At 45.1% G+C, this 14,060-nt stretch carries 11 protein-coding genes; 8 read left to right on the top strand and 3 right to left on the bottom strand.

Annotated elements, in window-relative coordinates:
• The first annotated feature begins 6 nt into the window (after positions 1–6).
• The 3 genes from RTN07_RS07550 to RTN07_RS07560 all read left to right on the top strand — a co-directional run bounded on the left by RTN07_RS07550 (position 7) and on the right by RTN07_RS07560 (position 2,745).
• Positions 7–642: a lysophospholipid acyltransferase family protein gene (locus RTN07_RS07550; RefSeq protein ID WP_312177084.1), complete on the top strand. Its 636-nt coding sequence runs from the start codon at positions 7–9 to the stop codon at positions 640–642.
• Positions 643–1,004: 362 nt separating this feature from the next.
• The gene (locus RTN07_RS07555; RefSeq protein WP_312177087.1) at positions 1,005–1,850 is read left to right on the top strand and encodes a BamJ family beta-barrel-assembly machinery protein; all 846 of its coding nucleotides are present in this window, start codon (positions 1,005–1,007) and stop codon (positions 1,848–1,850) included.
• 100 nt (positions 1,851–1,950) lie between these two features.
• On the top strand, positions 1,951–2,745 hold the full coding sequence (locus RTN07_RS07560; RefSeq protein WP_076775418.1) for a BamJ family beta-barrel-assembly machinery protein: 795 nt from the start codon (positions 1,951–1,953) through the stop codon (positions 2,743–2,745).
• Between the two features lie 81 nt (positions 2,746–2,826).
• Here RTN07_RS07560 and argA read toward each other — a convergent pair whose 3' ends face one another.
• Complete coding sequence (argA, locus tag RTN07_RS07565; RefSeq protein WP_096489580.1) at positions 2,827–4,185, bottom strand: amino-acid N-acetyltransferase; 1,359 nt, start codon at positions 4,183–4,185, stop codon at positions 2,827–2,829.
• A gap of 516 nt (positions 4,186–4,701) precedes the next feature.
• Between argA and RTN07_RS07570 the strand changes: the two genes are divergently transcribed.
• The gene (locus RTN07_RS07570) at positions 4,702–5,235 is read left to right on the top strand and encodes a hypothetical protein (RefSeq protein ID WP_065253570.1); all 534 of its coding nucleotides are present in this window, start codon (positions 4,702–4,704) and stop codon (positions 5,233–5,235) included.
• A 95-nt stretch (positions 5,236–5,330) separates the two neighbouring features.
• On the opposite strand, the gene RTN07_RS07575 is transcribed toward RTN07_RS07570, so the two are convergent.
• On the bottom strand, positions 5,331–6,227 hold the full coding sequence (locus RTN07_RS07575) for a patatin-like phospholipase family protein (RefSeq protein ID WP_282850508.1): 897 nt from the start codon (positions 6,225–6,227) through the stop codon (positions 5,331–5,333).
• 155 nt (positions 6,228–6,382) lie between these two features.
• Here RTN07_RS07575 and recG point away from each other — a divergent pair, with 155 nt between their 5' ends.
• The 3 genes from recG (at position 6,383) to RTN07_RS07590 (ending at position 11,007) form a co-directional block, all read left to right on the top strand.
• Entirely contained in the window at positions 6,383–8,536 is a 2,154-nt protein-coding gene (gene recG / locus RTN07_RS07580; RefSeq protein WP_312177091.1) for an ATP-dependent DNA helicase RecG, read from the top strand.
• Positions 8,537–8,744: 208 nt separating this feature from the next.
• Positions 8,745–8,924, top strand: coding sequence for a hypothetical protein (locus tag RTN07_RS07585; protein WP_095356461.1), 180 nt, complete (start codon positions 8,745–8,747; stop codon positions 8,922–8,924).
• Between the two features lie 265 nt (positions 8,925–9,189).
• Positions 9,190–11,007: an alkaline phosphatase D family protein gene (locus RTN07_RS07590; protein ID WP_312177095.1), complete on the top strand. Its 1,818-nt coding sequence runs from the start codon at positions 9,190–9,192 to the stop codon at positions 11,005–11,007.
• A gap of 60 nt (positions 11,008–11,067) precedes the next feature.
• Here RTN07_RS07590 and RTN07_RS07595 read toward each other — a convergent pair whose 3' ends face one another.
• Positions 11,068–12,729 carry an electron transfer flavoprotein-ubiquinone oxidoreductase gene (locus RTN07_RS07595; RefSeq protein ID WP_050325177.1) on the bottom strand — a complete coding sequence of 554 codons (1,662 nt, stop codon included), beginning with the start codon at positions 12,727–12,729 and terminating at the stop codon, positions 11,068–11,070.
• A 547-nt stretch (positions 12,730–13,276) separates the two neighbouring features.
• On the opposite strand from RTN07_RS07595, the gene RTN07_RS07600 reads away from it, so the two are divergent.
• Positions 13,277–13,990: a DUF1285 domain-containing protein gene (locus RTN07_RS07600; RefSeq protein WP_312177098.1), complete on the top strand. Its 714-nt coding sequence runs from the start codon at positions 13,277–13,279 to the stop codon at positions 13,988–13,990.
• The last annotated feature ends 70 nt before the right edge of the window (positions 13,991–14,060 follow it).

The following is a 14,060-nucleotide window of genomic DNA, read 5'->3' on the forward strand; positions in this document are numbered from 1 at the left end:
ATATTCATGGATATCAACCAAACGCCAGTAGACCCTAGCCAATTTGGGTCTAACGTGCCGCGCCGTCATGACCCAAAAATTGCCAAACTTGCCGCAAAATACTTACAAATAACGGGTTGGCAAGTGGTCGGTGACGTACCTAATGTCAAACAACTGGTGATGCTCGCTGCCCCGCACACCTCCAATGAAGATGGCTGGAATGCGGTCATGGGCATTTTATCGGTTGGCATTGATTTTAAATTGATGGGTAAAAAAGAGTTGTTTCGTCTCCCCCTCATCGGGTCTTTCTTAAAATGGGGTGGGATGATTTCGATTGACCGTCAGAAAAAAGGTTCAACTTTGCAGGCCGCCATTGAGCAATTTAACCAACAAGAGCAGCTTTGGTTAGGGTTGGCACCTGAAGGGACACGCAGTTATACCGAAAAATGGAAAACAGGGTTTTATCATATTGCCGTAGGGGCGGGCGTACCGATTTTACCGATTGCGATGGACTATAAGACCAAACAAATGCGCTTTATGCCCTTGTTTTACCCAACGGGCGACTATGACGCCGATTTGCCCAAAATTTTAGAAAACTATCGTGGCGTTTTGGGTAAGCATTTTGAAAAAATGTCACAGCCGTTACAAGATTTGCATGGCTAACTGTCTTAGCTACCCCATAAATTTCTTATGCTGTCTTTACGTTAAGCTACTTTTAGTTAAGGTAGCTTTATATTAAGGGCTTAACAACTCTGCTGTCACATTCAATCCATTTCTTATTAGCGGGCTGATAGGGTAAAAAAAGGGTAAAAATTCGCTATGAAAGTCCTTTTGCTGACAATACGTTCAACAAAAGGGTATCAAGGTAAAGACCGTTTTGCTATCGCCCCTATTTGCACACAAAAAAACCTAAACCTGACGATGTCATAGGTTTTACAAACTATTTCTGCTATGATAGATACAATTTTGAGACGATTTTTTAGTAATTATTAGACCTTAATTGGACATATCAGATAGGAAATTTTATGAGCAATAATACAGTTCCCGTATTGGCAGCAGTTGTGTTAGGTGCTTTGGCATTATCACCCGTTTTTATCAAAAGTTTTGGCAATGACCCACAAGTAGCCGCCATCGGTAGCCGTCAGTTGGCTAGTAATTCATCCGCTATCAATGCCCAAAGCAGTGAAGTGGCAAAGGTAGGTTATAGCCTAGGTTATATGATGGGTCAAAACATCAAAAAAGACGCCAAAGACCTCAATCCTGCTGATATCAATCAAGGTATCAATGACGGTTTTAATGGTAAAGAATCGACCATGACCCGTGAAGAAATGATTAAAGCGGTACAAACCTATGAGCAAACCCAAATGCAAAAACGCCTACAAGACAACCAAGCCAAAGGCGAGGCTTTCCTAGCGCAAAACGCTAAAAAAGCAGGGGTCAAAACTACCGCGTCTGGCTTGCAGTATGAAGTGCTCAAAGAAGGTAGCGGCGCGCAGCCAAAAGCCACAGATATCGTAGCGGTACAATATGAAGGTAAATTGCTAGACGGTAAAGTATTTGATAGCACTGCACAGCATGGCGGTCAACCTGCTGTATTCCCGCTTAACCAAGTTATCCCAGGTTGGACTGAAGGCTTACAATTGATGAAAGAAGGCGGCAAATATCGCTTCTACATTCCATCAAAACTTGCTTACGGTGAGCAAGGCGCCCCCCAAGGTGGTATTGAGCCAAATAGTGTGCTCATCTTTGATGTTGATTTGCTAAAAGTCAATCCACCGGCTGATGCCGCACAGCCTGCCGCAGCAGATATCCAAGCCCAATTACAACAACAAATTGAAGCCATGCAGTCAGCTTCTCAACCTGCTCAATAGGTGGGGTTGGTATCAGATAGGTGATCTCAATCAGCTGGGCAAGCGCAACTATCGAATTCGCTCGCCCTACTCATCGGCACTATGGCAAAGGAACATCACAATGATTTTAGGATATAAAAAAGTAAGTTTAGAGACTGGCATCGCTACTGGCATGCTGTTAGCAGTTACCTCAATCAGTGCAAATGCCGCACCGGCCAGCACTGGTACAAACAAAGTTGCGTCCTCTGTTTATGTACCAAAATCAACAGTAACGGCAACTAGCCCAGCATTGGCACAAGTCGGCTATAGCTTTGGCTATCTGATGGGTGAGAGCAACAAAGACAGTATTGATGACTTAAATCTTGATGCGTTTTTTCAGGGATTTCGGGATGCCTACTCAGCGCAGTCGCCCAATCTTGACAAAAAACAAATGCAAAAAGTATTGCTAGACTATCAAAAAAACAAAGAAATTGCCTATGCCAAAGAAGTACAAGCGTTAGCAGCTAGCAATGCGGCAAAAGGCAAACAGTTCTTGCTACAAAACGGCAAAAAATCAGGCGTAATGACTACCGCATCGGGTCTACAATACCAAGTGCTAACACAAGGGAGAGGCAAATCGCCTAAAGCGACGGACAAAGTCAAAGTCCACTACGAAGGGCGATTGATTGACGGTACCATTTTTGACAGCTCTTATAAACGTGGCGAGCCTGTGACTTTCCCACTCAATCAAGTGATTAAAGGTTGGACAGAAGGGCTACAGTTGATGAAAGAAGGGGGTAAATACCGGCTGTTTATCCCCGCTAATTTGGGGTATGGCGAAGCAGGCAATGCCGATATCGAACCCAATAGCGTGTTGATTTTTGATATTGAGCTGTTACAAGTCAATCCACCTGTGACCCAACCCGTCAAACTTTAAGAAGTTTTCTCCAGTTGGCTATAAAAAAACGCTCATATTCCTATTGAGCGTTTTTTATATGAGGGCTTGAAAAGCGTACCTTTAAAGCACCTTTTTTAATACTTTAGAATTGCGAGTATTGTCATAAAAGGCATAGCGGTCAGCCGGTAGCGATTCAGCAGGGACTTCCATAAACCCCTGCTCGACAAACCAATGCGCGGTGCGAGTAGTCAATACATAGAGTTCATGGAGGCCGCGGCTACGCGCTTGTTGCTCTAAGAATGCTATTAAATCTGCACCACGGCTACCATTGCGATAATCGGGATGGACAGCCACACAAGCCACTTCCGCGGCTTGGTCGTTGAGTGGGTATAAAGCCGCGCAGCCTAATACCATGCCATCACGCTCAATCACACTAAAGTTTTCGATATCGCTCTCTAAACCCTCACGTGAACGACGGACCAAAATACCTTGTTCTTCGAGTGGCTCTAGCAGTTCAATCAAACCTACCACATCATCGATATCGGCACGGCGAATTTCTTCATACGGGTCATGGGAGATTAGCGTCCCTGAGCCGTCACGGGTAAATAACTCTTCAAGTAGTGCACCATCTTTGGCATAGGAGATGATATGGGTACGGTGGATGCCGTATTGACAAGCATCGCTGGCTGCCCGTAAGAAACGCGCGATTTCTGAGCTTTCAGGAACATCACGTAAGAAGCGTGTCACTTCATGCGGAATCATTTCTTTAAGCAGGTGAGTGCCATCTTTATAGATACCTGTTTGCTCACCCAAGAAAATTAATTTATCCGCTTTTAGACTAATCGCGGCTTGTAGCGCCACATCTTCAGCCAGCAGGTTAAATACTTCGCCGGTCGCAGAATAGCCCATACTACCCAAAATTACCACATGATCATGGATTAAATTGTTGTGGATGGCTTCGGCATCAATCGCGCGCACTTCCCCAGTAAATTGATAATCGATGCCATTACGGATACCGTAAGGGCGGGCGGTGACGAAGTTGCCTGAGATGGCATCAATACGAGAGCCATACATCGGCGAGTTGGCAAGTCCCATCGATAGCTGCGCTTCAATTTGCAGGCGAATTGAGCCAACAGCTTTTAGGATATACGGCATGGCTTCTTTTGTAGTGATGCGCACATCATCCGCCATCGGTGTTTCGATATGGTTCTCGGCAAGATTGGCATCAATTTGCGGACGCGCACCGTGTACGAGTACGAGCTTAATGCCAAGACTATGTAGCAGCGCAAAATCATGAATCAAATGGCTAAAATTGTCGTGATTGACCGCTTCGCCATTGAACATAATGACAAAGGTCTTGCCACGATGGGTGTTGATATAGGGCGCAAAGTTACGAAACCATAATACATAAGGCGGGGTAACATAAGCTGGGGTTGTGGCAGCGGCATTTTGTTGGGCAGTATTGGGTAAATCAATCATAGCGTGATAGGCAAGTATAGGGTTATTGTCAGTCATGGTTTCGCCATCGGCAAGTGGTGCATTGCCATGGGTAAAACTTGCTGAAGTATCGGTTGAAGTTGGCATGATAACAGTAGACATGATAAAAAAGTAGACGTACAAACAGCGCACGATAAAGTTTTTGTCTCTTTTAATTAAACATACATGTAATTAAACATACATGTATGTTTAACAGCGTGATTGCGATATGTCGCTAAGAGACTAACGATAAGGCTATCAATAAACCTTACAAAATACAATAGCTAATCTTACTGATTTTGGCTGCGCTGTTTGTATTTAGTAAATTCATCCCGCAACTTTCAACTTGATAGTGAGTTAAATGGTAAAGTTTGTTATGCTAATCTATAGTCGAGCCTTAACCTATTTGACCACCCAATCAGCGGTGTATGCCAACCTGCCAAAAAAAGAGAATACGCTAACACCCGCTGACACAACAATTTTGAACATTTGAAAATCATGATTTAATGGAGAATATTCATGCAAAAGCTTTCAGTATTCGCGCTAATGACCGCCTCACTTGGGGCATCAGCCGCCGCAATGGCTGTGCTACCAACGGTGGCATTAGACCCTGTTGATAATAATCAAGCAGCGCCTATCTCAGCACCCGCTGCTGGTCAAGTTCAAACCCGCATTTTAGCCTCTGTTGTTGGTCAGGATCCACAAGGTCAAGAAGTATTAAGCCCCGTCAATGCACAAACGCGCCTTGCATCTGGCAACGTCGTAGAGTATCGCGGCTACTTAACCAATAACAGCCCTGACCGTATCCGCAACATGAAAGTAACCATGAACATCCCAGCCAATATGGAATTAGTGAGCACGAGCGATGTGGAGCCAACCCGTGCGTTTGGTAGTATGGACGGTGCCAATTTTCAATATATGCCACTAAAAACCAACATGAATGGCGTGCTACAGAACCTACCGATGGCTTACTATAAAGCCATACAATGGGATGTACCAGGTTTGGGTCTTAATGAGGTAGCGATGGTAAAGTATCGTTTAAAAGTAAAATAATAAGCGCTCAATACCTAGAAGCAATGCCTAGAAGGGCTCAACGCATAAAACCGCTCGAAGCGTAGCACTGCTCAATGATTGAGCGGTTTTTTTAGTTACAATTTTTGAAACTTGCCGATTTTTTGCTCAATATCGCTGAGCTTTGCTAAGGTTGCGACTTCCCCTGCTTTTATCGTCGCCTCTCTGGCTACGGTATTGGTGGTGCCAATATCACCAACGGCTGGGCGTATCACCACGTCCGCTAATTTAATTTCAGCAGCGTTTGCTTGATTGGGGATGACGGCAAATGTCTTATCCAGTAGCGCCCAAAAATCTTGTGGATGGCTGTTTTTTGGCGGGCTTGAGACATCTACTGCGATGATAATATCTGCGCCCATTTGTTTGGCAGTTTGCACAGGCACAAGGCTTGTCAGACCGCCATCGCCATAGCGTTTGTTGTTGATACGTGGCGGTACAAAAACGCCATACACGCTACTGGATGCACGCACCGCAAGACCTGTATTGCCTTTATCAAAGACGGCTTTTTGCTTGGTGGTTAAATCCGTGGCGACGCTGGCAAAACGGATGGGGAGTTTTTCAATCGGTTGATTGTCGACTTGGGTATTTACCCAGTTTTGTAATTTGATACCTTCGATAAAGCCTTGTTTGCTCCAGCTATAATCGAGCAATTCATTATTGCTAACATGGGTCGCGATGTCTTCAAGTTCGCTAGCGGACTTGCCACTGGCGTATAAACTACCGACTAGACTGCCGCTACTGGTACCGACAATTAAGTCGGGGGTGATGCCATTTTTTTCCAGTACCTTGATGACGCCGACATGAGCAAAACCTTTGGCACCGCCACCGCCTAATACAAGGGCGATTTTGGGTTTTGTTGATGGTTGAACGGGTGGTTTTATAGGTTGAGTGGGTATCACTGGCGTTTGGGTGCAGGCGGGGAGTGTAAAGTAAATGCTAGTAGTTATCAGGGCAAAAAAAGAAAGCGGTTTCATAGCAAGCCTAATCAATCAAAACAGCAATATTATTAAATGATAAATTTGTTGAGTTCATCGGTTATAAAGCGTAAATTGTGTCGCTATGTATTCTAACTTAATCTGGTGTTTTTTCATGCTATTTTTATTATAGGCGGATAAGCTAACTTTATAATATGACGCTAAAACCTGACATCTTTAATCTCCCTGTTACTGCGCTTGCTGGCGTGGGTAGCAAAATCGCTGAACAGCTTGACCAACTTGGTATTGAGCGCGTGTTTGATTTGTTGCTACATTTGCCGCGTGATTATGAAGATCGCAGCCGACTGGTCAACATGTGTGATGTCGTCGATGGACAATCGGCATTGCTACAAGGCACCGTTGTCCGCGTCGACAACAAAAAGATGGGTCTGAGTGTGACATTGCAAGATAGGACAGCGCAAACAACATTACGCTTTTTCAAAGTCTATCGTGGATTGACCGAAACCATGGCGGTGGGCAATACCTTGCGTATCTTTGGTGAAATCAGTATCAGTAAGTATGGCACCCAAATCAGCCACCCTGAATATGAAATTATTACTGGACATCAACCCCTGACCAATACAGGGCTCATACCTGTTTATCCAACGGTCAAAAACTTGCACCAAAATAAACTGCGTAGCTTGATTCGACTTGCACTGCAAACCGTTAAACAAGCCAATCCTGTGATGGCTACTATCAGTGATGCTGAGTGGCAAATTGTACAAAGCGCGCTGAGCCAACAGTTTCCGTTACTGGCAGGTAGCCACAACCCATTTGGGGACTTTAGCTTGCTAGAAGCCATTAGCTTTATCCATCAGCCACCGATTTATACCGATTTGAACAAGCAAATGTTGGTATTAGAGGCATTAAAAAATCGCAGCCATCCGACATGTCAGCGCCTCATTATCGAAGAAATGCTCGCGCATCAGCTGAGTCTACTGTATCGCAAACAACAGCTTTATCAGCACAAAGCACCGCGCTGCGATGCCACAAGCGCGCTTGCCAATCGGCTGTTAGCCAATTTACCTTTTACCCCGACCCATGCCCAAAATCGGGTCGTGGCGGAAATCGTCAAAGATTTGTCAACGTCAGTACCCATGCTGCGACTCGTGCAAGGCGATGTTGGCGCAGGCAAAACCTTGGTAGCAGCTTTGGCGGCGTGTTATGCGCTTGATAGCGGCTGGCAAGTGGCAGTGATGGCACCGACAGAGATTTTGGCGGAGCAACATCTTAATAACTTTAAAAGCTGGTTTAAACCGCTTGGCATCGGTGTGGGTTGGCTGGCGGGCAAACAAACAGCCAAAGCGCGTGAAAAAGCCTTGCAACAAGTACAAGACAACGAGGTGCAAATCGTGGTCGGTACGCATGCGCTCTTTCAAGAGCATGTCAATTTTGCCAAGTTGGGCTTGGTGATTATTGATGAGCAGCACCGTTTTGGGGTGGAGCAGCGAATGGCGCTCGTAGATAAAGGCTTGGCGCATACCACACCGCATCAGCTGATTATGACAGCCACACCCATACCGCGTACCCTTGCGATGAGTGCATTTGGTGATATGGATACGTCCATTATTGATGAGCTGCCGCCCAACCGTACCCCCATCACCACCGTCACCATAAGCCGTGACCGACGCGATGAAGTGATTGAACGTATCGCTGCCAACTGCGAGCAAGGCAAACAAGCTTACTGGGTGTGCCCACTGGTCGAAGAGTCTACCGTGCTTGACGCCCAAGCCGCTGAAGCGACTTATGCCGATTTGAATGACAGGCTCAATCTCAACATTGGCTTGGTGCATGGCAAAATGAAACCCAATGACAAACAAGCGGTCATGGCGGATTTTAAAGCGGGTAAAACCGCTTTGCTGGTGGCTACCACCGTGATTGAAGTCGGGGTCGATGTGCCCAATGCCTCTCTGATGGTGATTGAAAATGCTGAGCGATTAGGGTTATCGCAATTGCACCAACTACGCGGACGCGTGGGGCGTGGCACCCAAAAAAGCTTTTGCGTATTGCTTTATCAAACGCCACTGTCAGAAACGGGTATCGAGCGCCTCAATGTGCTGCGAGATAGCAATGATGGCTTTGTGATTGCGCAAAAAGATTTGGAACTGCGCGGTGCAGGGGAGCTTTTGGGTAAACGGCAGACAGGGTTTGATAGCTACTATGTCAGTGACCTAGCCAGAGATGAAAGCTTGCTAATCGTGGCGCAAGCGATTGCTAAATGCCTAATTGCTGATGAAAATCGCAAATCACAAGTGCAGCAATATATCAGTCATTGGACACCCGATGCCATCAAATACATTAACGCATGATAGCCCATAGTAGAGGCTTAAATTCTGATAAAGCGTTGTTTTTACGGATAAAGCGACTATTCACATCCGCAATTTTTTGTTATTTTATGCCATATGACTGATGGATGAATGGACACTTGCATGGCTATTGGTTTTAGTTGATTTTTTATACACGGGGCAATATCACTGTTATTAATATAGAATTATCAATATTTTAAGGATATATGTTATGCCACAAACCAAATATGATGTACCTATCGCAGACAAAGCGCATGCGGATGAAATCATCAAAAAAACCGAAGACATCAAAGGGGTCAAGTTTGTCAATGTTAACCCTAATGGCACCATCGTTGTGACCCATGGTGACGACTTTGATGAGGCTGCATTTAAAGCGGCTGCAGGTATCTAACTAGTGGGCTTGATAAGCGACTAGGTTTTAAGCCTAGTTTTATTGCCTGAATGTTTTATTACATAGATTTTTGACTGCACAAAAGCTGACTTCGGTCAGCTTTTTTATTGGCTAGAATTTGCCGTAAATTGTTCATTCAATCGTCATACGGTTGTCACCTTCGTCAGCTAATGTTTCCTAGCGATAGCGTATCTTTTTATTACAATTTAACTTATCACAATTTGACTTTTCATATTGTGGCTTTGCCTAACCTTGAGGAAATCCCATGACTGACCAACCCGCTGAGCAAACTTCTCCTATCCACAATTTGATTAAAGACACTCAGCCATCAACCCCAAGTATCAACCGTCGCCGTTTTTTACAATCAACATCGCTTGCGACTGCCGCAGGTGCATCGATGTTGCTGGTGGGTTGTAATAATGACAATGATGATAATGATAACACAGCGCAGGTTAGCTTTTTACATGGCGTAGCCAGTGGCGACCCGCTTGCTGATAAAGTGATTTTATGGACTCGGGTGACACCGGTGAGCAGTGGCAGCAGCCTTGATGTCGATTGGCAAATTGCCAGTGATAATACGTTTAACACCATCATCAATAAAGGCACGAGCAAAACAAACGGTGGGCAAGATTATACGGTCAAAGTGGATGCCACGGGTTTACAGCCGAATACGCCTTACTTTTATCGATTTATATGTGGTGGTATCACCAGTCCGATTGGCAAAACCAAAACCCTACCTGTCACGAATGTCAATCAAGTGAAACTTGCGGTGGTGAGCTGTTCAAACTATCCTGCAGGCTATTTTCATGCATATGCCGATATTGCCAAGCGCAGCGACGTCGATGTGCTGCTGCACTTAGGTGATTATATCTATGAATATGGTCGTCATACCATCGATGACCAAGGTAAAACGGTGCCTGCCTATGCTTCAAGCCAGGCCGCACAGCTCAAGCGCGAAGTCATCCCAGTGGAAGAATTGCTCACCATTACTGGCTATCGCTTGCGCTATGCCCAATATCGTACCGATAAAGATTTGCAGGCTGTACATGCCGCCATGCCAATGATTGCGGTATGGGACGACCATGAGATTAGTAATGATACTTATAAAGCGGGTGCTGAAAACCACCAATCCAATGAAGGCGATTGGAATCAGCGCAAAATGGACGCCATGAAAGCCTATCATGAATGGATGCCCACGCGTAATAGTGTGATGACGCAAATTTATCGTAGTTTTGATTTTGGTAATTTGCTGAGTCTGCATATGCTAGACACCCGTGTCATTGCCCGTGACAAACAGCTAGATTACAATAATTTTTTAATTAAAGACGCCAATGGTCAGCTCACTTTAGATGGTGCAAAATTCACCGCAGCAATGCAAGATACCAGCCGCCAATTGATCGGTTTGCCACAACAAAACTGGCTGGCAGGTCAATTGCAAGCGTCAAAGTCCACTTGGCAAATTTTGGGTCAGCAAGTGGTGATGGGGCAGATGTTTATTCCTGCCCCCGTACTGCTCAATTTTATGAATCCTGCCTTGGGCGTAGATGCCGTCACTTATCTGACCCTAATGCAAAAAGCGCAAACCGCCCCAACTACCTTAACGCCGCAAGAGCAGAGGATGGTACAACAGTTGCAGCAAGCCCCATTCATCCCTTATAACCTAGATGCGTGGGATGGTTATTCGGTGGCACGCGAGATGATTTATGGTATTGCCAACGCGATGCAAAAAAACTTAGTGGTATTGGCAGGCGATACCCATAACGCTTGGGCGAATAATCTAGTCAATGTCAAAGGCGAACCCGTTGGGGTGGAGTTTGCGGTACAGTCAGTGACATCGCCAGGTTTTGAAGAATACTTAGCAACAGTTGACCCAAAACAGCTAGCACTGGGGCTACCCATGCTAGTCAAAGGCGGTACGTTAAAATGGTGTGATAGCTCTCAGCGCGGTTATATGATTGTGACAGCGACCCCTGAGCAATGCACCAGCGAGTGGGTGTTTGTCAGCGATATCACCAAGCCCACCTATACAAGCAATGTTGGTAAAACCATGCGTGTCAAAGTGGGTGAGCCTTATTTGGTTTAGACAGCTTTGACAAAACCCAATAAAAAAGCCGCTAACTTAGCGGCTTTTTTTGATACATCATTACATATTTGGGTAGTTTGGACCACCACCGCCTTCTGGGGTGACCCAAGTGATGTTTTGTGAGGGGTCTTTGATATCACAAGTTTTACAGTGCACACAGTTTTGTGAGTTGATCACAAATTTTGCGCCGCTGTCACTTTGCACCACTTCATATACCCCTGCTGGACAGTAACGCTGTGCAGGCTCAGCAAAGATTTTGAGGTTACGCTTAATTGGCACGTCTGGATCGGTTAATTTTAGATGACAAGGTTGATCTTCAGCGTGGTTAGTATTGGAGATAAACACAGAAGATAATTTATCAAAGGTCAGCTTACCATCGGGCTTTGGATACTCAGGGATATAAGCGTGGTCTGCGCGCTCAAGCACATCGTAGTCTGGCATTCTGTCACGAATAGTCAGAGGCATTTTACCCTTAAATATATTTTGCTCTAGGAAGTTGAACGCACCGCCCATCCAAATACCCATGCGGTGCATCGCATTTGCGAAGTTACGCGCTTGGTACATGTCGTTGTAGAGCCATGATGCTTTGAATTTTTGCTCATAGGTTGGCACTTCGTCATGTTGACGACCGGCAGCAATCGCTTCATACACGGCTTCCGCGGCTAACATACCTGACTTAATGGCGGTATGAGTACCTTTGATTTTTGCTGGGTTTAGGAAACCTGCATCGTCCCCCACTAACACACCACCGGCAAAATATAGTTTTGGTAATGAGTTTAAACCGCCTTTGGTCAAGGCACGCGCACCGTAAGATAAGCGTTTACCGCCTTCTAAAATATTGCGAATGAGCGGGTGGGTTTTTAGACGTTGTAACTCATCAAATGGCGATAGGTAAGGGTTGTGATAAGACAAGTCAATCACCATACCAAATGACACTTGGTTGTTTTCATCGAAGTATAACCACCAACCACCGTTACTATGCGTCTCGCTAAGTGGCCAACCTGAACCGTGCAGCACCATGCCTTCTTGGTGTTTGGCAGGGTCAATTTCCCAAAGCTCTTTTAAGCCAATACCGTAATGCTGCGGGTCTTTGCCTTCTGATAGGTTAAAACGGCTGATTAAGCGTTTACCTAAGTGACCACGGCACCCTTCAGCAAAAATGGTGTATTTTGCCAGTAGCTCATAGCCTGGCTCATAGCCTGATTTTGGTTGACCTTCGGCATTGACGCCCATGTCACCTGTCAATACGCCACGAACAGAACCATCTTCGTTGTAGAGGATTTCAGCGGCAGAAAAACCTGGGAACATCATCACTTCAAGCTCTTCGGCTTGGGTGGCTAACCAACGTACAAGGTTACCCAATGAGATAATGTAGTTGCCGTGGTTGTGCATCAAGCTTGGGACGATTTTTTCTGGCAATTCGCGGTATTTGGTCTCATTTTTGAGCATATAGACGCGGTCGCCTTTGGTTTGCACGCGAACGGGCGCACCTTTTTCTTTCCAATCAGGAATCAGTTCAGTCAGTGCATTAGGCTCCATGACCGCACCTGATAAGATATGGGCACCAAATTCTGACCCTTTTTCAACGATACACACGCTAAAATCAGGATTGCCAGCAGCAATGGCAAGTTGACGTAGACGAATTGCCGCAGATAGGCCTGAAGGTCCGCCACCCACGATAACTACGTCAAACTCCATTTGCTCGCGTTCGATGTCTTGCATACAAACTCCTTAGAAAAATAAAATTCAGTGATGACAACTTACTTAACCTTGCTCGCATTGGGTTAAACAATGCGATTTATCAGCTTATATCTGACAATACATATAAGTTGCATCACGATGATTTTTGCAAGGCTAGTGATTGGGAAGGTTAGCCTTTGATTATCAGTTCATCAAATAATTGCTGGCGCAGGCTGGCAATGTTATCAATGGTTTTCTTGATTTTAACATATAATGAATCGTTATATGAATTCAGAAAAAATACTACTTAGTATAATAGATTCACCCTTTAACTACCTAATATTTTTGCAGGAGAAAATGACTGCCGGGCTTAATTTATCGTATCCAATTTGGCTTGTCTTATGCTATCTGTCACCTTTATATACAATAAATCGACACAGGTACTAACAGCGACTATTTGAAACCCAGCGTTGAATTGTCTACTATGTACTACAAAGTGATGTCAACACAGCGCATCATGGCATTTATAAACCCATACAATACTCTAAATCCTAATCTAAATAAAAACTACCATAATACGAGCTATAAAATGACTAATACTGATACTAATAATGTCGCATCTAAACCCAACTTTGATACTAGCTTTGATATAGGCGAGCTAAGCCAACAAATCGAGCAATCGGTCGCTTCGCAAGCGGTAGCAGCCGCAAATCATCCGACACGCCAAATTCCACCGCTTGAAAAATGGCAACCCAAACTCAGCGGTGCGATGGATATGGTGGTCAAAGCCAATGGCGAGTGGTGGCATGAAGGCAGTCAAATCACCCGTCCACTACTCATTGATCTGTTTGCCAAAGTGTTGTGGTCAGAGGTTGATGACAACCACCACATTGAGTATTTTTTAAAAACCCCTGTTGAAAAATGGCAAATCCAAGTAGAAGACGTGCCACTGCTAGTGAATCAAGTGGACGTCATTAACAAGCAATTTGGCGCTACTAGCAAACCGGTGTTGCAGTTCACCACCACGCAAGGCGATGTGGTGATTGCTGACGAGCAGCATCCGATTCGTTTGGGTCTGCCATTTACCCATGCTACCCAGCATGATGCGTCCTTACAGCAAAAACAAGCCAGCCAGCCTTATCTGTTGGTGCGGCAAAATGGTGATTCAGCATTATACGGACTCATTCATCGCAATGTGTTTTACCATTTGATTGAACTGGGTGAGTTGGTAGAGGGCGAAGAGGGTACGTCATTGATTTTGCACAGTGGTGATAGCACTTTTACCTTGACGATGACCGCCTAAGTAGCCGCTTTAGTCAAATTTTGGTAGTTGTGAACCAGCGAAGTGACGAATTTGCTATCAAATTCAGCAA

This window comes from Moraxella sp. CTOTU46934 (assembly GCF_031979465.1).
GTDB classification, from domain to species: Bacteria; Pseudomonadota; Gammaproteobacteria; order Pseudomonadales; family Moraxellaceae; genus Faucicola; species Faucicola tetraodonis.

Bases quoted from the DNA above. Each gene is read 5' to 3' on its own strand.
- RTN07_RS07550 (WP_312177084.1), top strand. From the start codon at position 7: ATGGATATCAACCAAACGCCAGTAGACCCTAGCCAATTTGGGTCTAAC.
- RTN07_RS07555 (WP_312177087.1), top strand. From the start codon at position 1,005: ATGAGCAATAATACAGTTCCCGTATTGGCAGCAGTTGTGTTAGGTGCT.
- RTN07_RS07560 (WP_076775418.1), top strand. From the start codon at position 1,951: ATGATTTTAGGATATAAAAAAGTAAGTTTAGAGACTGGCATCGCTACT.
- argA (WP_096489580.1), bottom strand. From the start codon at position 4,185: ATGATTGATTTACCCAATACTGCCCAACAAAATGCCGCTGCCACAACC.
- RTN07_RS07570 (WP_065253570.1), top strand. From the start codon at position 4,702: ATGCAAAAGCTTTCAGTATTCGCGCTAATGACCGCCTCACTTGGGGCA.
- RTN07_RS07575 (WP_282850508.1), bottom strand. From the start codon at position 6,227: ATGAAACCGCTTTCTTTTTTTGCCCTGATAACTACTAGCATTTACTTT.
- recG (WP_312177091.1), top strand. From the start codon at position 6,383: ATGACGCTAAAACCTGACATCTTTAATCTCCCTGTTACTGCGCTTGCT.
- RTN07_RS07585 (WP_095356461.1), top strand. From the start codon at position 8,745: ATGCCACAAACCAAATATGATGTACCTATCGCAGACAAAGCGCATGCG.
- RTN07_RS07590 (WP_312177095.1), top strand. From the start codon at position 9,190: ATGACTGACCAACCCGCTGAGCAAACTTCTCCTATCCACAATTTGATT.
- RTN07_RS07595 (WP_050325177.1), bottom strand. From the start codon at position 12,729: ATGCAAGACATCGAACGCGAGCAAATGGAGTTTGACGTAGTTATCGTG.
- RTN07_RS07600 (WP_312177098.1), top strand. From the start codon at position 13,277: ATGACTAATACTGATACTAATAATGTCGCATCTAAACCCAACTTTGAT.